General features: G+C 69.7%; 13 protein-coding genes. 2 read left to right on the top strand and 11 right to left on the bottom strand.

Annotated elements, in window-relative coordinates; all coding sequences use genetic code 11:
• Window positions 1-102: 102 nt before the first annotated feature.
• The 8 genes from ACIOKD_RS31605 to ACIOKD_RS31570 all read right to left on the bottom strand — a co-directional run bounded on the left by ACIOKD_RS31605 (window position 103) and on the right by ACIOKD_RS31570 (window position 10,544).
• Complete coding sequence (locus ACIOKD_RS31605) at window positions 103-1,704, bottom strand: pyridoxal phosphate-dependent aminotransferase (RefSeq protein WP_402090759.1); 1,602 nt, start codon at window positions 1,702-1,704, stop codon at window positions 103-105.
• Window positions 1,705-1,856: 152 nt separating this feature from the next.
• A complete protein-coding gene (locus ACIOKD_RS31600) occupies window positions 1,857-2,903 on the bottom strand; it encodes an aldose epimerase family protein (protein WP_402090875.1) in 1,047 nt (348 codons plus the stop codon).
• Between the two features lie 132 nt (window positions 2,904-3,035).
• A complete protein-coding gene (mmsB, locus tag ACIOKD_RS31595; RefSeq protein WP_402090757.1) occupies window positions 3,036-4,283 on the bottom strand; it encodes a multiple monosaccharide ABC transporter permease in 1,248 nt (415 codons plus the stop codon).
• 5 nt (window positions 4,284-4,288) lie between these two features.
• Complete coding sequence (gene mmsA, locus ACIOKD_RS31590) at window positions 4,289-5,830, bottom strand: multiple monosaccharide ABC transporter ATP-binding protein (protein WP_402090755.1); 1,542 nt, start codon at window positions 5,828-5,830, stop codon at window positions 4,289-4,291.
• A 35-nt stretch (window positions 5,831-5,865) separates the two neighbouring features.
• On the bottom strand, window positions 5,866-6,981 hold the full coding sequence (gene chvE / locus ACIOKD_RS31585) for a multiple monosaccharide ABC transporter substrate-binding protein (RefSeq protein ID WP_402090753.1): 1,116 nt from the start codon (window positions 6,979-6,981) through the stop codon (window positions 5,866-5,868).
• A gap of 135 nt (window positions 6,982-7,116) precedes the next feature.
• On the bottom strand, window positions 7,117-8,085 hold the full coding sequence (locus ACIOKD_RS31580) for a hypothetical protein (protein WP_402090751.1): 969 nt from the start codon (window positions 8,083-8,085) through the stop codon (window positions 7,117-7,119).
• Between the two features lie 133 nt (window positions 8,086-8,218).
• Entirely contained in the window at window positions 8,219-9,232 is a 1,014-nt protein-coding gene (locus ACIOKD_RS31575) for a zinc-binding dehydrogenase (RefSeq protein WP_402090749.1), read from the bottom strand.
• 151 nt (window positions 9,233-9,383) lie between these two features.
• A complete protein-coding gene (locus tag ACIOKD_RS31570) occupies window positions 9,384-10,544 on the bottom strand; it encodes a mandelate racemase/muconate lactonizing enzyme family protein (RefSeq protein WP_402090747.1) in 1,161 nt (386 codons plus the stop codon).
• A 277-nt stretch (window positions 10,545-10,821) separates the two neighbouring features.
• Here ACIOKD_RS31570 and ACIOKD_RS31565 point away from each other — a divergent pair, with 277 nt between their 5' ends.
• Window positions 10,822-11,598 carry a hypothetical protein gene (locus ACIOKD_RS31565; protein ID WP_402090745.1) on the top strand — a complete coding sequence of 259 codons (777 nt, stop codon included), beginning with the start codon at window positions 10,822-10,824 and terminating at the stop codon, window positions 11,596-11,598.
• Between the two features lie 362 nt (window positions 11,599-11,960).
• Here ACIOKD_RS31565 and ACIOKD_RS31560 read toward each other — a convergent pair whose 3' ends face one another.
• Entirely contained in the window at window positions 11,961-12,431 is a 471-nt protein-coding gene (locus tag ACIOKD_RS31560; protein ID WP_402090743.1) for a MarR family winged helix-turn-helix transcriptional regulator, read from the bottom strand.
• Window positions 12,432-12,544: 113 nt separating this feature from the next.
• On the opposite strand from ACIOKD_RS31560, the gene ACIOKD_RS31555 reads away from it, so the two are divergent.
• Window positions 12,545-13,567, top strand: coding sequence for an NADP-dependent oxidoreductase (locus tag ACIOKD_RS31555; RefSeq protein ID WP_402090741.1), 1,023 nt, complete (start codon window positions 12,545-12,547; stop codon window positions 13,565-13,567).
• A gap of 216 nt (window positions 13,568-13,783) precedes the next feature.
• Here ACIOKD_RS31555 and ACIOKD_RS31550 read toward each other — a convergent pair whose 3' ends face one another.
• Together ACIOKD_RS31550 and ACIOKD_RS31545 are read right to left on the bottom strand one after the other, a co-directional pair.
• Window positions 13,784-14,938, bottom strand: coding sequence for a serine hydrolase domain-containing protein (locus ACIOKD_RS31550; protein WP_402090739.1), 1,155 nt, complete (start codon window positions 14,936-14,938; stop codon window positions 13,784-13,786).
• 41 nt (window positions 14,939-14,979) lie between these two features.
• Entirely contained in the window at window positions 14,980-17,526 is a 2,547-nt protein-coding gene (locus tag ACIOKD_RS31545; RefSeq protein WP_402090873.1) for a M14 family zinc carboxypeptidase, read from the bottom strand.
• Window positions 17,527-17,813: the final 287 nt, after the last annotated feature.

The raw sequence follows: 17,813 nt of genomic DNA, 5'->3' as shown, positions 1-17,813 counted from the left end.
GCGCGGGGAACTGCGCAGTCTTTGAGCCGGACGGGCGGCGGCGCGGGACTTGAGGGGCGCGGGGAACTGCGCAGTCTTGAAGCGCGCCGGCCGCACCCGGGGTCAGCCGGCCCGGTTGGCCCCGCCGGCCGCAGGCCACCCCGCTCCGTTGGACGCCCCCGGCGTGTTCGGCCAGCCGCCGGACTGTTGCTGAGGCACCGGCTGAGGCTGCGGCATCGCCTGAGGCTGCGGCGGGAACCCCTGTTGCGGAAACCCCTGCTGGGGGAACCCCTGCGGCTGCCCCTGGGCAGCCACGGCGGTCAGCCCCCCGGGCATGCCCGTCGTCCCCCGCGTCTGCGCCGCGGTCAACGGCTGCGGCTGCCCGACCATGCCGTTCGCCGCGGCGACGAGCGGTTGCGGCTGCTGCGGCAACTGCTGCGGCTGCTGGGGAAGTTGCTGCGGAAGCTGCTGAGGCTGCTGCACCATCCCGTTCGCCGCGCCCGCGAGCCCCGGATAGCCCTGCCCGTTGGTCGAGCCGACGAGCCGGTCGACCGCCGCGGTCCCCGAGCTGTAGTTGGTCGCTTGGTTCAGTTCGGGCACGGCGGCTCCCCGCCTGGTCGTCCCGTAGAGCACCGATTCCAGGCCGACCACCAGACGGCGTACGTCCTCCTGGGGGCGTACCACGAGCCGCACGAAGCGGCTGGACGAGCCGATCTTGTTGCCGCACTCGCGGACCAGGATCCGGTGCTCGGTGAGCAGTCGGTCCCGGACCACGGTGCCCTCGGCGCCCACGGGGAGGCGCACGAAGAGGAAGTTGCCCTGCGAGGGGTAGACGGTGAGGCCGGGCAGCGTGGAGAGCTGACGCGCCATGTCGAGCCGGTCGCGGCGCACCATGTGCAGGCTCTCCACGTACTCGGCCCCGTAGTCCTTGAGCATGAAGACCACGGTCTCCGCGAAGGCGTTGAGGTTCCACTTCGGCAGCATCGAGCGGATGCGTCCCGCCAGGCCCGGGTTGGCCACCATGTAGCCGAACCGCACGCCGTGCAGACCGAAGTTCTTGCCGAGGCTGCGCAGCACGATGACGTTGGGGCGCATCACCGCCTCCTCGACGATGCTCGGCTCGTTCTCCGCGTCGGCGAACTCCAGGAACGACTCGTCGATGACGATCAGGTCGAGGTCGGCGAGCGCGTCGCAGAAGGCCAGGATCGTCTGCTTGGGCAGGAAGCCGCCGTCGGGGTTGTTCGGGTTGCAGATGACGGCCGCCCGGGTGCCGCGGGCGCGGATGAACTGGATGTACTGCGCCGGGTCGAGCGCGAAGCCGTTGCTCTCCTGGAGCGGGAACATGTCGACGCGCTTGCCGGTCTCCAGCGGCTGGTCGGTCCAGCGGCCGAAGGTGGGGACGGGAATGGCGAGCGACTCCCGGACCAGCAAGTGGTCGATCCAGGTGATCAGTTCGGTGGACCCGTTGCCCATCGCCACGCACTGCGGGGGAAGTTGCAGCAGGTTGCACAGCTCGGCGGTGATGGTGTCCGCGCTGCTCGGGTAGTACGTGATGATCTCGCGCAGCCGGTGGGTCAGCTCGTCCATCATCCTGGGCGAGGGAAAGTACGGATTGCACGGGATACAGAAGTCCAGTGGACCCGCCTCCCCGCTCTCGCGTGCCAGCGCGGCCATCGAGGGGCTGTGCGCGCCGGTGCGGAACAGCGAGGTGACATTCTCGGCCATGGACCCTCCGTCCTTGAGGGGCGGCCCGAGCGGGTACGCGGGCGGCGGCCCGAGCGGGGATACCCGGGCCGCCTCTAAGTACGTGCGCCTGTGTGTCCCTGTTCAACGACTGTGAATCGATGTGGAAGTTGTGAACCACCTGTGAAGGGTGGTTACATGTTGAACGAATGGACCGTCGTCGAGCGGTACGTCCCACCGGGCCTGAGCACGGTCGACGGGAACTCCGGGCGGTTCGGCGAGTCGGGGAAGTGCTGGGTCTCCAGGCACACCGCGTCGCCCTGCCGGTAGGCCCGGCCGCCGGTCCCGACGAGGGTGCCGTCCAGGAAGTTCCCGGTGTAGAGCTGCACGCCGGGCTCGGTCGTCGCGATCCTCAGGGTGCGGCCCGAGACCGGCTCCCTCAGGTGCGCGATGTGCTCGGGCCGCTCCGTCAGGCCCTTGTCCAGGACCATGTTGTGGTCGATGCCCTTGGCGTACCGCAGTTGGGGATCGTCCCGCCGCAGGTCGGCCCCGAGTGGCCTGGGCGTACGGAAGTCGAAGGGTGTGCCCGCGACCTCGGCCAGCTCGCCGGTGGGGACGAGTCCCGCGTCGACCGGTGTGTAGCGGGACGCGGCGACCAGCAGCACATGGTCGTGGACCGAACCGCCGTCCTCGCCGGCCAGGTTCCAGTACACGTGGTTGGTCAGGTTGACGACCGTGGCGCGGTCGGTGGTCGCCTCGTAGTCGACGCGCCAGTCGCCCCGCGCGGTGAGGGTGTAGGTGACCTGCACGGTGAGCGTGCCGGGGTAGCCCATCTCGCCGTCGGGGCTGGTGCGCCGCAGGACCAGGCCCACGTCGGAGCCGGACGCGAACTCCTCCATGTCCCAGATCCGCCGGTCGAAGCCCTCGGGCCCGCCGTGCAGGTTGTGGCCGCCGTCGTTGACGGGCAGCACATGCTCCTCACCGTCGAGGCTGAACCGGCCCTTGGCGATGCGGTTGCCGTACCGGCCGATGATCGCGCCGAAGAACGGGCTGGACGTCTCGTACGCCTCGACGGTGTCGAAACCCAGCGAGACGTTGGTGTACCCGCCGCGGCCGTCGGGGAGTTCCAGTGACTGGACGATGCCGCCGTACGACAGGACCCTCAGCCGTGTGCCGCCGTTCTCCAGCGACCAGCGGTGGACCTTCGTTCCGTCGGAGAGCTCGCCGAAGAGTTCCTTCACCAGTTCCTTCACCAGTTCCTTCACCAGTTCTTTCACCGGTTCCTGTCTTCCCGGGACGTCAAGTGGTTCCTGACGCGCACAAAGCAAAATGGGGCCCCGTGGACCGTACGTCCACGGGGCCCCACCTGCACGTTACGAACCGACCTTGCGCTTGTTCCAGACGTCGAAGCCGACCGCCAGGAGCAGCACCAGGCCCTTGATGACCTGCTGCCAGTCGCTGCCGACGCCGACGAGGTTCATGCCGTTGTTGAGCACGCCCAGGACGACACCACCGATGATCGCGCCGAGGACCGTGCCCACGCCGCCGCTCATCGACGCGCCGCCGATGAACGAGGCCGCGATGGCCTCCAGTTCGAAGTTCACACCGGCCTTGGGCGAGGCCGCGTTGAAGCGGGCCGCGAAGACCAGACCGGCCAGCGCCGCGAGCATGCCCATGTTGAGGAAGACCAGGAAGGTGACCTTCTTGTCCCGCACGCCGGACAGCTTCGCCGCGGGCAGGTTGCCGCCGATGGCGTAGATGTGGCGGCCGATGACGGCGTTGCGCATCACATAGCCGAAGCCGACGACGAGGACGCCGAGGATGAGCAGCACCACCGGGGCGCCCTTGTAGCTGGCGAGCATCATCGTGACCGTGAGCACGGCGGCGACCAGGGCCACGATCTTCAGCAGGAACAGCTTGGTGGGCGCCACCTCCAGCGCGAACTCCTGCTGCCGCCTGCGGTCACGGACCTCCTGCAGCACGATGAACGCGATCACCGCGAAGCCGAGCAGCAGCGTGAGGTTGTGGTAGTTGGTGTCCGGGCCGACCTCGGGAAGGAAGCCGTTGGAGACCTTCTGCAGACCCTCGGGGAACGGGCCGAGCGTCTGGCCCTCCAGGAAGATCTCCGTCAGACCGCGGAAGGTCAGCATGCCCGCGAGGGTGACGATGAAGGAGGGTATGCCCAGATACGCGATGAAGAAGCCTTGCGCGGCTCCCGCGGCGGCGCCGATGAGCAGGCACAGCACCACGGCCAGCGGCCAGGGGAGGTCGTGCTTGACCATCAGTACGGCCGCCACCGCGCCGACGAAGGCGGTGAGCGAGCCGACCGACAGGTCGATGTGGCCGGCGATGATGACGAGCATCATGCCGATCGCGAGGATCAGGATGTAGCTGTTCTGCAGCACCAGGTTGGAGACGTTGCGCGGCAGCAGCAGGTCGCCGTCCGTCCACACCGCGAACAGCACCACGATCAGGCCCAGCGCGATCAGCATGCCGTACTGCCGCATGTTGCGGCGCATGCCGTCCACCATCAGCTGCAGCAGGCCGTCGCCGCCGCCTGTCGAGCCGCCCTTGCCGGCGGGTGCCGGCGCGGGGGACTTGGCGGTCACATTCGTGCTCATCGGTCTTACCTCTTGTCCTTCGTCATCTGGCGCATCAGCACTTCCTGCGTGGCCTCGGCCCGCTGGACCTCACCGGTCAGCCGCCCGGCGGACATCGTGTAGATGCGGTCGCACATTCCGAGCAGTTCGGGCAGCTCGGAGGAGATGAAGACAACCGCCTTGCCCTCGGCGGCCAGTTTGTCGATGACCGTGTAGATCTCGAACTTGGCGCCCACGTCGATACCGCGGGTCGGCTCGTCCAGGATCAGCACGTCGGGCCCCGCGAAGATCCACTTGCTGAGGACGACCTTCTGCTGGTTGCCACCCGACAGCTTGCCCACCGGCTCGAAGACGGTCGGTGCCTTGATGTTCATCGACTTGCGGAAGCCCTCGGAGACCTGCCGCTCGGCGTGCTCGTCGACGACACCGCCCTTGGCGACCTTGCCCAGCGCGCTGAGCGAGATGTTCCGGTTGATGGTGTCGATGAGGTTGAGGCCGTAGTGCTTGCGGTCCTCGGTCACGTACGCGATGCCGTGCTTGACCGCGTCGGACACGGTCTTCGTACGGATCTCCTTGCCGTCCTTGAGGACGGTGCCGCCCGCGTACCGGCCGTAGGTGCGCCCGAAGACGCTCATCGCCAGTTCCGTGCGCCCGGCGCCCATGAGCCCGGCGATACCGACGATCTCCCCGCGGCGCACCTGGATCGACACGTCGTCGACCACCTTGCGCTGCTGGTCGATCGGGTGGTGCACGGTCCAGTTGCGGATCTCCAGGGCAGGAGCCGCGCCCACCTCGGTCTCGTGCGGCGTGCGCTCCGGGAAGCGGTGGTCGAGGTCGCGTCCGACCATGCCGCTGATGATCCGGTCCTCGGTGGTCTCCGCGGCCTTCACGTCGAGGGTCTCGATGGACCGCCCGTCGCGCAGGATCGTCACCGAGTCCGCGACCGTCTCGATCTCGTTGAGCTTGTGCGAGATGATGATCGAGGTGATGCCCTGGTCCTTGAGACCCAGGATGAGCTCCAGAAGCTTGCCGCTGTCCGTGTCGTTCAGAGCCGCCGTCGGCTCGTCGAGGATCAGCAGCTTCACCTTCTTCGACAGAGCCTTCGCGATCTCTACGAGCTGCTGCTTGCCCACGCCGATGTCGGCGACACGGGTGTCGGGGTGCTCGTCGAGCCCGACCCGGCGCAGCAGTTCGGTCGCGTGCTTCAGCGTCTCGGTCCAGCTGATGAACCCGCGCGTGGCGTGCTCGTTGCCGAGGAAGATGTTCTCCGCGATGGAGAGGTAGGGCACCAGGGCAAGCTCCTGGTGGATGATCACAATGCCGTGCTGCTCGCTCGCCCTGATGTCCTTGAACGTACAGGGCTCACCCTCGAAGAGGATGTCGCCCTCGTACGTCCCGTGCGGGTGGACGCCGGAAAGGACCTTCATGAGGGTCGACTTCCCGGCGCCGTTCTCCCCGCAGATGGCGTGGACCTCGCCCGGCCGGACGCTCAGAGAGACGTCCGACAGCGCCTTGACGCCGGGAAAGGTCTTGACGATCGAGCGCATTTCCAGGACGGGTCCCGCCATGGTCGTGCCTTCCAATCCTTAGAGAACGGCGGTTGTCACTTGAGGTCGGCTTCCTTGATGTAGCCCGAGTCGACGACGATCTCCTTGTAGTTGGACTTGTCGACGTTCACCGGGTCCAGCAGGAACGCGGGGATGACCTTCGCGCCGTTGTTGTACGTCTTCGTGTCGTTCGTCTCGGGCTTCTTGTCGTTCAGCACCGCGTCGACCATCTTCGCGGCCACCTCGGCGAGCTGACGGGTGTCCTTGTAGACCGTCTGCGTCTGCTGGCCGGCGATGATCGACTTCACCGAGGCGACCTCGGCGTCCTGGCCCGTGACGATCGGCAGCGGCTTGCTCTTGGAGCCGTAGTCGTCCGACTTGAGCGCGGACAGGATGCCGATGGAGATGCCGTCGTAGGGCGAGAGCACCGCGTCGACCTTGGCGCTCTTGTACGCCGAGGTGAGCAGGTCGTCCATGCGCTTCTGGGCGGTGCCGCCGTCCCAGCGCAGGGTGGTGACCTGGTTGAGCTTGGTCTGGCCGGACTTGACGACGATCTGCTTCTTGTCGATGTACGGCTGCAGGGCGTTCATCGCGCCCTTGAAGAAGTACTGGGTGTTGTTGTCGTCGTTCGAGCCGGCGAAGAGCTCGACGTTGAACGGGCCCTTCTTGGAGCCGTCCTTCAGACCGAGCTTCTCGACGATGTAGCCGCCCTGGAGCTCGCCGACCTTCTCGTTGTCGAACGACGCGTAGTAGTCGACGTTCGGCGAGTTGAGGATCAGGCGGTCGTAGGAGATGACCGGGATGTCGGCTTCCTTGGCCTGCTTGAGAACGTTGTCGAGCGACTTGTTGTCGATCGCCGCGATGATCAGCGCGGAGACACCCTGCGTGATCATGTTCTCGATCTGCGAGACCTGGGTGTCCGGGTCGTCCTCGCCGTAGGCGAGCTTGGTCTTGAAGCCGGCCGCCTTGAGGTTCTTCTCCACGTTGGCGCCGTCGGCGATCCAGCGCTCGGAGGACTTGGTCGGCATGGCGATGCCGACGGTGGAGCCCTTCGCGTCTGCCTTGTCACCGTCACCGCTGCCGCCGTCACTGTCCTGCCCGCAGGCGGAGAGGGTGAGGGCGAGGGAGGCTGCCGCGGCTATGGCGGAGAGGGCTGCCTTGCGATTGCGCATGATCATCTTCCTTGATGCTCTGACGGAGGCTCGGTCTTCAGTTGTGAAGGTGGTGTAGCTCGGAACGACCGAGAGGAGGTGTGTGGGATTGTGTTCGGCCGCGTCGTCTTTTGTGAAGGGGGTGTAGTCGGAACGTTATGAGGGAATGTCAAAACGTTGGAGTGTCCCCGGCAGCCGCGAGCCGAGCGGCGCCATGTCGCCGTCCGCCCCGTGCCGTGCCAGCAGGTCCAGGGCGAGCCGGCCGCGCCGCACCCTCTCCCGTGCCGTGGACAGCGTCAACTCCCTCATGTGGTGGCCGTACGGGTAGATCCCGGGAGCCTTGGACAGGCCGAACTTCAGGTACAGCGGTGCGCCGCGCCGGATCAGCTCGGCGACCTCGTACATGCGCACGTAGCCGCCGAGATCGTCGGGAGCCTCGATGTACATGTCCATGGGGGCCGCGCTGACCCTGCGGATCTCCGTCAGATGGTCCAGCGTGAGATCGCTGGGCACGTTGATCGAGTCTCCGCCGAGCTGCTCGTACACGGCGTACGCGGCCGGGTTGACCGGACCGATGAGCGCCGAGACCTTGAGCGTGGTGTCGGCCGGGATGATTCCGGCGACACGGGCCCTGTGCAGAGTCCACAGCACGCCCTCGTCGGCCACGAGGAGGCACTTTACGCCCAACTCCGTTGCGCGTACGGCGTCTTCGAGACAGCCCGCCACCGCATCGTGACCACGGGCCCTGGTCCCGCCGCCCCGCGAGTCCGTACGGGTCGAGCCGCCGATGTCCCAGGTGCCGCGCGGACCGGTGAAGAGGCACAGCTCGATGTCGCGCTCGGCGGTGGCGTCGACCATCTCGGTGATCTCGGCGTCGGTCAGCATCCAGACGCCGCTGCCCTGGCTGATCCGGTGGATCGGCACATCGAGCCGCGAGGCCTCCTTGAGGACCACGGCCAGCGCCTCGGGACCCTCGCACGAGGGGATCTCGGTACGCCACCGGCCGCCGCCCGGGAAGGAGTGCGGTGAGGCGTCGGCGGGGGACAGGGCGGGAGCGCCCAGGCCGAGCGCGGCGAGCGCCTGCTCGCCGGGTCGACGGGCCGCTCTGGGAGAAGCGTCGGTCACAAGCGTTCCTTAGCTCTGGCAAAGTATGCGTTCGATATGTCGGACATGGTTCGTGTCGGTGGATGTACGCCGGTGCGGAGCGTCAGGTCTCCGCACCGGCGTACGGATCGGGGGGCCGGCGGAACTGGAACCCCTAGGGGCGCAGCAGCACCTTGCCGACCTTCGGATCGCCGGACCCCACCAGCTCGATGGCGTGGGCGAACGCGTCCAACGGAAGTTCATGCGTCACCAGCGGCAGCGGATCGAGGAGACCCGCGCCGAAGACCCGTACCGTGTGCGCCCAGGCCTCCGGCGGAGCGCCGAACACGGTGTGCACCTCCAACTGCCGTACGACGAGGTCCGTGGGGTCCAGACCCTCGGCGCCCGCGGCCGGGATGCCGGTGAGCACCAGACGCCCGCCGCGCCGCAGCAGAGCGGCCGCGGTGGTCGCCGCGGTCGCCGACCCGGCGGTCTCGATCACCACGTCGAAGTCGGCGGGCAGCTCCTGGTCACGGGTACGGAAGTCACTCGCGCCGAATGTCCGCGACAGCTCCTCACGGTCCGGGCGGGTGCCCACCACCAGCAGCTCCGAGGGCGAACCCGCCTTCAGGAACTGCACGGCGAACATGCCGAGCGTGCCGGTGCCGACGACCGCCACCCGCTCGCCGGGCCGCGCGTTCGCCTTCAGCGCCGCCGCCGCGATACAGGCCGCGGGCTCCAGGAGCGCCGCCGCCGTCAGGTCCGCGTCGTCCGGGAGGACGTGCAGCAGGCGGGCGGGCAGCGTGAGCGTGGTGGCCATGGCGCCGGGCTGGGTGAAGCCCGTCTCCTCGTAGCCGGCCGTGCACAACGTTGTCTCGCCCTCGTGGCAGCGGTCGCAGACCTGGCAGTTGCGGAACCCCTCACCCACCACCTTGCGGCCCACGAGGCCCTCGGGCACCCCGCCGCCGACCGCCTCGACCGTCCCCGACCACTCGTGGCCCGGGGTCAGCGGATAACGGACGTATCCCTCGGGGCGGTTGCCCTGGTACACCTCGCGGTCACTGCCGCAGATCCCGCTCGCGTGGACCCGTACCAGGGCCTCGCCGGCCGCGGGTGCCGTGGGCTCGTGGGGGGCCAGCCGGTGCTCGCCCGGCCGTTCGATGACGACGGCCTGGGGTGCGGCGCTCATGACTGCTCCGTGGCGGTGGGGCGGGGCGGGGTCCCGAGGGGGAGGTATCCCCTTCGGTCCGCCGCGGCGTGCGACCACAGCGGCCTCGACGGCGTCCGGCGGCGGTGCACAGCCTGCCACAGACCCCTGTACAACTCGGCGCCGGGCGGCGTCACTTGGCGGCACCCTTCGGCTTGCGCTGCTCCCAGCCGTCCGCCCACAGGTCGAAGCGCGCCTGCTGCTGCGGGAACTCCGCCGCCGCGTCCGTGTCCAGCTCGACGCCCAGGCCGGGCTCGTGCGACAGCTCGAAGTAGCCGTCGACGACCTGCGGGGCACCCTTCACGATCTTCTTGATGTCCGCGTCCGCGAAGTCGTTGAAGTGTTCGAGGATCTTGAAGTTCGGGGAGCTGAAGCCGACCTGGAGGGAGGCGGCGGTGAGGACCGGGCCTCCGACGTTGTGGGGCGCCACGAGCACGTAGTGGGCCTCGGCGGTCGCCGCCAGCTTCCGGGTCTCCCAGATGCCGCCGAGGTGGCCGACGTCCGGCTGGATGATGTCCACGGCCTGGCTCTCGAACAGCTCACGGAACTCGATGCGATCGTGAATACGCTCACCGGTCGCGATCGGGATGTCTACCTTCGCCGCCACCTTCTCCAGCGCCTTCAGGTTCTCCGGCGGGACCGGCTCCTCCAGCCAGGCGGGCTTGAAGGGCGCGAGATCGCGGGCGAGCCGGATGGCCGTGGCCGGCGAGAAGCGGCCGTGCATCTCCAGCATCAGCTCGGTGTCCGGACCGATCGCGTCGCGGACCGCCTCGATCAGCGAGACCGAGTACAGCGACTGCTCGTGGTCCAGCTCGAAGTGACCCGTCCCGAAGGGGTCGATCTTCAGCGCCTTGTACCCGCGCGCGACGACCGCCTGGGCCGCCTTGTGGTACGCCTCCGGGGTGCGCTCCGTGGTGTACCAGCCGTTCGCGTACGCCTTCACGCGGTCGGTGACCTTGCCGCCGAGCAGCTGCCACACAGGCACGCCCAGGGCCTTGCCCTTGATGTCCCAGCACGCCATCTCGATCACGGCGATACCGGACATCACGATCTCGCCGGCGCGCCCGTAGTCGCCGTACTTCATGCGGCGGACGAGGTCCTCGACGGCGAAGGGGTCGGAACCGAGAATGTGATTGGCCTGCGCCTCGCGCAGATAGCCGATCAGCGCGTCGGTGTGCCCCAGCATGCGGGTCTCACCGACCCCGGTGATGCCCTCGTCGGTGTGCACCTGGACATAGGTCAGGTTGCGCCATGGCGTCCCGACCACGTGTGTGCTGATTCCGGTGATGCGCACGGAGAATGCCCCTTGTCGTGCTCTGCGGCTGCTTTTACGAATCTGTTTCGACTGTTCGAGATTTCGTCACACGTTCGAAATGCTGGCCAGACAGTAAGGATTGCGCGGGGGAAGTGTCAATGGGTCGAACGAAGAACGGTTTCGGTGAGATGGCGAGGGAAGGCGGGGAATGGTCGGGCCTGTCCTCAACCGGCACACCGGAACGGGCAGTTCAGCACAGAACTTTCACAGCTGCGCCTGTGAACGTGACCCGAGCGGAGTTTAGTCTTCCGGCGTCATGGACTACTGCCTCCCGTGCCAACGGCACCTCAACGGCGCCCTCGCTTGCCCGGGGTGCGGTACATCGGCCGAAGCGTGCCGGAAGTACGCGGCCTCCCTGGACGACCGCGAGGACTCCGACGGGCGTGACGACGCGCCGGGCGAGGGCGAGGGTGAGGGCTCCGAGCCGGAGGGCGGCGCGGGGCGCCGGGCCGGGCGCGGGCGCGGGCGCGGCACGCGCGGCGGGAGCCGGGGGGTGCGGGCGAACCGGCGGGACCGGAAGGCCGCGTTGCACCGGCGGCGGCGTAGGCGGGTGCTCCTGGTGGCGGCGGGGCTGCTGCTCGCGGCCGGCGGGCTGAGTCTGGCCGAGCTGGGTATGGAGGCGCCGTCCTCCGAGCCGAAGGCGTCCGCCGGGGAGGAGGCGTCCGGGGGGTCCTCGGCCTCCGCGGACGGGGCGCAGGCGTCCGGGGGAGGGGGCGCCGGGTCGCCGGGGGTGTCGCCCTCCGCCTCGGAGTCGGAGAAGTCCGACAAGTCCGAGAAGGACGAGGACGGCAAGGATGACAAGGGCAAGAAGGGCGACGAGGAGCAGGACGAGGAGGGGGCCGAGTCGGTGTCGGCCGATCAGTCGTCGTCGGCGGCCCGTCCGACGTCCTCCGCTCCTGCCTCCGTCCCGTCCGGCCCCGAGGCGTCGGATCCGGGTACGCCGGATCCCGGCCCCACGACGGACGACCCGGCCCCCGACCCGGAACCGACCCCCACGGAGCCGTGCGACCGCTTCTTGTGGTGGTGCACGTAGCCGCTGGCCGCGGGGGTACGCAGCGGGCCTGAGAGGTGCGACCCGGCGGGGGTGGCCCGCGCCCCCAAAAAGATTGCGCCGTTCCCCGCGCCCCTGAAGGGGCGCGGGGAACGGCGCGTCCAGCCCCCACTGGGCCGCGAGTTACGTCCAAGGGCCAGCCGAACCCCTGAAGGGGCGCGGGGAACGGCGCGAGCAACCCCCACTGGGCCGCGGATCACGTCGAAGGGTCGAACCCCCACCCCCTAGGGGCGCGGGGAACGGCGCGAGCAACCCCCACTGGGTCGCGGACCGCGTTGAAGGGTCGGACCCCCACCCCCTGAAGGGGCGCGGGGAACGGCGCAATCGGCCCCCCGGGGGCCCGCCTACCCAGCGGGCGAGGTGGGGTCCTTCGGCCCGGTGGGATCGGCCAGCATGCGCAGCAGCAGGCCCCGCAGCGACATCCGCTCGTCGCGCGACAACCCGGCCAGCGGCTCCCGCGCGAACCGCAGGGACAACCGCAGGCTCCGGGCGACAGCCCGCCCCTCCTCCGTCACGGCGGCCAGCTTCACCCGGCGGTCGGACGGGTCCGGCCGCCGCTCCGCCAGCCCTCGCGCCTCCAGCCGGTCCACGATCCCCGTCACGTTCGACGGCTCGCACTTGAGCTTCTGGGCCAGCCGCCGCATCGGCAGCGGCTCCAGCGAGAGCAGACTCAGCAGCCGCGCCTGCGCCCCCGTCAGCGCGTGCTCCGCCGCCGCCTCCTCGTACTCCTCGTGGTAACGGGCCACGACCGTGCCGATGAGGTCGACGACCTCAAGGGTCAGTGGGTCGAACGAGGGAGTCTTCTGTGCGGACATGCCCGACAGGCTACCCGGTTACTTGACATCATGAAATATTCAGGAGCATGGTTGTTTCACCTACTGAAGCATTCTCATGTGTGGAAATCGTTGCACCAGGAAAGGCGCTCTTCATGACCGACACAGCCGAGCTCCCCACCGTCAACCGTGAATGGCACCTCGTGAGCCGCCCGGTCGGCGTCCCGAAGCCCGAGGACTTCGCCCTGGTCGAGGCCGACCTGAAGCAGCCAGGCAAGGACCAGATCGTGGTGCGCAACAAGCACCTCTCCGTGGACCCGTACATGCGCGGCCGCATGAGCGCGGCGAAGTCGTACGTCGCCCCCTTCGAACTGGGCAAGGTCATGCTGGGCGGCGCGGTCGGCGAGGTCGTCGCGTCGAACGCGGAGGGCGTCTCCGTCGGCGACCACGTCCTGCACCACTTCGGCTGGCGCGAATACGCCGTGTTCGACGCCAAGCAGGCCGTCAAGGTGGACCCCCAGGCCGCGCCCCTTACCACGTACCTCGGCGTCCTCGGCATGACCGGCCTCACCGCGTACGCGGGCCTGCTGCGCGTCGCCTCCTTCAAGGAGGGCGACTCCGTCTTCGTGTCCGGTGCGGCCGGCGCCGTCGGCAGCCAGGTCGGCCAGATCGCCAGGCTCAAGGGCGCCTCGCGGGTCATCGGCTCGGCCGGTTCCGACGAGAAGGTCAAGCTGCTGGTGGAGGAGTACGGCTTCGACGCCGCCTTCAACTACAAGAGCGGACCCGTGAGCGAGCAGCTCAGGAAGGCCGCCCCGGACGGCGTCGACGTCTACTTCGACAACGTCGGCGGTGACCACCTGGAGGCCGCCATCGGCTCCCTCAACCTGCGCGGCCGTGTCGCCGTCTGCGGAATGATCTCCGTCTACAACAACACGGAGCCCGCCCCCGGCCCGAAGAACCTCGCCCGGCTGATCGCCACGCGCGGCCGTATCGAGGGCTTCCTCGTCGGCGACCACTACGACCTGCAGCCGCAGTTCGTCCAGGAGATCGGCCCCTGGGTCGCCTCGGGCGAACTCAAGTACCGCGAGACGGTCGTCGAGGGCATCGAGAACAACCTGGAGGCGTTTCTCGGAGTCCTGCGAGGCGACAACACCGGCAAGATGATCGTCACACTCTGACAGCCAGAACCCCGCCGTGACCGACCGCACGCTCCCCCGCACCCCTGAAGGACGCCCTTCAGAGGCGCGGGGAACAACGCAATCCGCTGCCCTCAGGGGCGCGGGGAACGGCGCAATCCCTTGCCTTTAGGGGCGCGGGGAACGGCGCAATCTTGTGGCTCGGCCCCCACAGGCCCCCAGCCGACGACCCACCCCCCCCGGCGCACGAGTCAGCGCTCAGGCGAGCGCCAGCGCCGCCGCGTGCACCGCGAGAACCAGCCGCTGGTTCTCCGGCGCCGCACCCCCAGGAAACGCGATCCGCCGCCGCGTATACCCGTACGCCAACCCACTCCGCGGATCGGCGAACCCCTGGGACCCGCCCGCCCCACTGTGTCCGAAGGCCCCCGCCCCCAGAAACGGGTGCCACATGTCGGCCGTGGCCTGAAACCCCAGCCCGTACGACTTGTGCGCCCGCGCCACCAGGTCGTACCCCACGGAGTGGATCTGCCCCACCTCCGCCACCGTGTCCGGCTTGAGCAGCGCCGCCCGCCCGTCCACCTCGCCGACCGCCGCCGCGTACATCCCGGCGAGCCCGCGCGCGGAGGCGACCCCACCCGCCGACGCCTGCCCAAGGGCCCGCACCACACGCGAGTTGGGAAAGTCCGTCAGCGGAACGGCTCCCGGCGCATGCTCGTTGAAAGCGATCGAGGCCAACGTGTGCGGGCCCCTCGGCGTCGCGTCCAGCAACGCCTGCTCCGGCGGTGTCGGCGCCATCGGCCGCACCGACAGGTAGCGGTGCTCCTCCGACTCGGGCAGCCCCAGATGGAAGCCCAGCCCGTACGGCGCGCGGACCCGCTCCTCGTAGACCTCCTGGAGCGTACGGCCGGTGACCCGCCGGACGACCTCGCCCGTGAGCGCGCCGATCACCAGCGCGTGGTAGCCGAAGGCCGTGCCCGGCCGCCAGAACGGGCGCTGGCCCGCCAGCCGTTCGGCGACCACCCGGTCGTCGGCCAGTTCGTCCAGGGTGAAGCCCGCGTCCGACCCGACCAGACCCGCCCGGTGGGCCAGCAGCTCCCGCAAGGTCACCGCCGACTTGCCCTCCGCCGCGAACTCCGGCCAGTAGTACGCCACCTCGCGGTCCAGCTCCAGCGTGCCGTCCTGCACGAGCAGGGCGACCACCAGGTGGGCCGCCCCCTTCGAGGAGGAGAAGACACCGAACAGCGTGTCGCCGTCCGTGTCCGCGCCGGTCCACAGATCGACGACCCGCCGCCCCCGCACGTACGCGCTCAACTGGCCCGCGTGATCTGGGCGTTCGGCGGCGACGACGGACGCGAACTCCTCGCGCACCGCCTCGAAGCCTTCGGCGACGGTGCCGTGTATCTCCTGTGCCATCCGTGCTCTCCTCGGATCTCTGTGTGCTGGGTCCCTGTCTCTCAGGACACTGTCAGCAACGCCCGTGCCACCTGCGCGAATTCTCCCTTGGGATGATCGCGGAAGAGCGGTTCCGTGCCGAACAGCACGGCATGCGGCCCGCTCACCACCGCAGCCCGTCCCGCGGCCTGCGCGGGCCCGCCGCTGCCGTCCGCCAGCGCACGCCAGTGTCCGGAGACGAGCGGACTCCCGCTCACGCCGCTCGCATACGACTGCTCCACGCGCACCCCTGCTCCGAGGCCCGTGAACCACACCGGCGCGTAGACGAAACTGTGGTCGGGGGCGCCCGCGGTCACACCGCCGCCCGACGAATTGACCACCCGTACAACGCCGTTGGCGTCCGGGTTGCCCTCCACCACGTCGACCGTGAGGAGACCGGCGGCGGCGTTGAGGGCCGCTCCGGTGGCACCACGGCCCACCAGCCCCTCCCGGGCCAGGAAGGTGTCCAGTGCGGCGCGCGCGGCCGGGGCGAGCTCCGCGGGGTCCAGTCCCGAGGACGCGAACAGGACGTCCGCCCGCGACCAGTCGAAGCCCGCGTCGAGGACGGCCGTGGACACCGGGACCACGTCGAAGTTCATCTCCCGCAACGCGAACAGCTCACCCGGCGTGACCGCGGCGGCCACCCGGACCCGCCGCAGCGGGGCGCCGCCGCTCTCCTTCGTCGCGTCGAAGACCACGTCGTACGTCCTCGCGGCGACCACGGCCTTCCGGCGGGCCGAGACGGGCACGATCGCACTGCCGTCGGCCGCCCTCCGCACCGCGACCCCGTCCGCGAGCAGGGAGTTGAGCGCCGCGATCTCCCGCGCGTCGTCGAGGCGCAGCCGCAGCCACCGGGTGGAACCGGGCGCGACGTACCCGACCTTCGCGGCGGCGTGCACCGCCCGGTCCGGCACGGTGAGTTCCGAGGTCCGTACGGTGTCGACGGTCGCGCCCCACAGGCGGCCGAGGCTCCAGCCGGAGATGTCGTACATCACCGACACCTTGTCACTGATGTCCCGGCCGTCGGCCAGCATCACATTGGCCATGCCGCGCTTGGGCTGCCGAAGATCGACGACGTACGAGCCCTTCGCGTACGTCTTCCCGCCGACGCCGAGCCCGAAGTCCCGGGTGGCCCGCCGGACCTGTACGTCGTTGGCGAGCAGGTGGTCGACGAGGCGGGCCGCGGCCGGTGCCGAACGCTGGGCGCCGGCGCCCGTCGGAATCACGTACGCGCGGGGGAAATCGGTGGTGTACACGTCCTCCGGGCCGATACCCGGGACACCCGGCACCGTCTCCGGCGAGACCGGTACCTGCGCGGCGCCCGTCACGCTCCGGCGGAAGACCTCGATCTGGTCGGCGACGAGTGAACCGCGGTGCGTCCGGGCGTAGTCGAGGCTCGCACGCATCGCCGCGCCCGCGACGGCCACGTTGATCGACGCGCGGCGGCGCAGCTCGGTGACGGGCAGCTCGTCGTACTCGTCGTTGTTCACCGCCATCGGGAACTCGACCGTGTGCGCGGCGACCGTGCCGTGGAACGGCATGTACTGCGGGGTGAAGATCGGCGGCCAGTCGTCCCAGCCCTCCTCCTGGTCCCGGAAGGGGATCTGGGCGGGCTCGACACCGTCCGCCTCGGGCGTGTATCCGAGGCTGTTGACGGCGGCCTCCATGCCGAGGGCGTTGGCATAGGTGTTCTTCAGGAAGAGGTCGTACTCGTAGTTCTCACCGTGCGGGGGCGTCGTCGGCTCGATCAGGGTGCCGTTGACGTATCCGTGCAGGTCGACCATGAGCGCGGGCTGCTTGTCGATCGCGATCTGCCGCATCGCCCGTACCTCGGGCTGCGAGGCGGTCACGAAGTCCCGGTTCAGGTCGAAGCCGCCCGCGTTCGCGCGGGTGCCGGCGATACGGCCGTCCGGGTTCGCGGTGATGTTGAAGTACACGCGGTGGTGGGCGAGGAGGTCGGTGGTGGACCCGTCCTGGGCCGTGGCGAGCTTCTCGATCAGCTTGAGGGAGGCGTCCGTGCCCTCCCACTCGTTGCCGTGGATGTTGTTGTTGAAGAAGACCGGCGTCTTGTAGTCGCGCTTGACGGCGGGGTCCGCGGCGGCGGCGACGGGCGCGTTCTCGATCAGCTCGCGCAGACGCTCCTGGGCGCGCGCCTGCCGGGCCGACTCGGGCGCGGTGACGGTGACCAGATACAGCCGGTGCCCGCCGGCCGAACGGCCCGTGACCTCCACACTCACCCGGTCACCCAGCCGCTGCAGCGCGTTCAGCTCCGGCGCGATGGCGTGGTACGGGGTCAGGCCCAGCTTGATGGACTTGTCGGCCGGGTTCTCCGGGTCCGGGGTGAGGACCCGCTCGCGCGGATAGCCGCGTACGGTCCCCGCGTCGGGGGTGAGTTCGGTGACCGGGGCGGTCAGGGCGCGGGCGGTGGCGCTCTCGGGTACCTCGGCGGCGCCACCGCTGTCAGAGGGGCCGGATCCCTCGCGGACCGGTGCCCCCGGGCGTGGCGTCGGGTCGGCGGCGGCGCCGTTCGGGGTGAGCAGGAGCGTGGCCGCCGCGGTGGCGGTGGCCATGGCGATCAGGACGGGTCTCGGTAGGCGCACGCGTACCTCCACGGAGAGGGCCCGACAGGGGTCACTTCGGTACGGAGGTCTACCTGCTCGTCTCTCGCGCAACAAGGGGGCGTCGGCGTAACCAATGGGGCGGACGCCGATGGGCCTGGGGGGCCTGAGGCTTGGCGTCGGCTCGTACGGTGCGGGCCGGTGGGGGTCGGCCGCGGGGGGGGCCCCGCCCCCCCCCGGGCGGCGGGCGCGGGGGCGGGGGCCCCGGCGCCCCGGGCCGCCCCCCCCCCCCCCCCCCG

The sequence above is a fragment of the Streptomyces sp. NPDC087844 genome, assembly GCF_044742785.1.
GTDB lineage: Bacteria > Actinomycetota > Actinomycetes > Streptomycetales > Streptomycetaceae > Streptomyces.
Note: the sequence above shows the minus strand (reverse complement) of the source record. Positions and strands in the feature narration are given on the sequence as shown.

Coding starts and splice junctions, on each gene's coding strand:
- ACIOKD_RS31605 (WP_402090759.1), bottom strand. CDS start 1,704: ATGGCCGAGAATGTCACCTCGCTGTTCCGCACCGGCGCGCACAGCCCC.
- mmsB (WP_402090757.1), bottom strand. CDS start 4,283: ATGAGCACGAATGTGACCGCCAAGTCCCCCGCGCCGGCACCCGCCGGC.
- mmsA (WP_402090755.1), bottom strand. CDS start 5,830: ATGGCGGGACCCGTCCTGGAAATGCGCTCGATCGTCAAGACCTTTCCC.
- chvE (WP_402090753.1), bottom strand. CDS start 6,981: ATGCGCAATCGCAAGGCAGCCCTCTCCGCCATAGCCGCGGCAGCCTCC.
- ACIOKD_RS31575 (WP_402090749.1), bottom strand. CDS start 9,232: ATGAGCGCCGCACCCCAGGCCGTCGTCATCGAACGGCCGGGCGAGCAC.
- ACIOKD_RS31565 (WP_402090745.1), top strand. CDS start 10,822: ATGGACTACTGCCTCCCGTGCCAACGGCACCTCAACGGCGCCCTCGCT.
- ACIOKD_RS31560 (WP_402090743.1), bottom strand. CDS start 12,431: ATGTCCGCACAGAAGACTCCCTCGTTCGACCCACTGACCCTTGAGGTC.
- ACIOKD_RS31555 (WP_402090741.1), top strand. CDS start 12,545: ATGACCGACACAGCCGAGCTCCCCACCGTCAACCGTGAATGGCACCTC.
- ACIOKD_RS31550 (WP_402090739.1), bottom strand. CDS start 14,938: ATGGCACAGGAGATACACGGCACCGTCGCCGAAGGCTTCGAGGCGGTG.
- ACIOKD_RS31545 (WP_402090873.1), bottom strand. CDS start 17,526: ATGGCCACCGCCACCGCGGCGGCCACGCTCCTGCTCACCCCGAACGGC.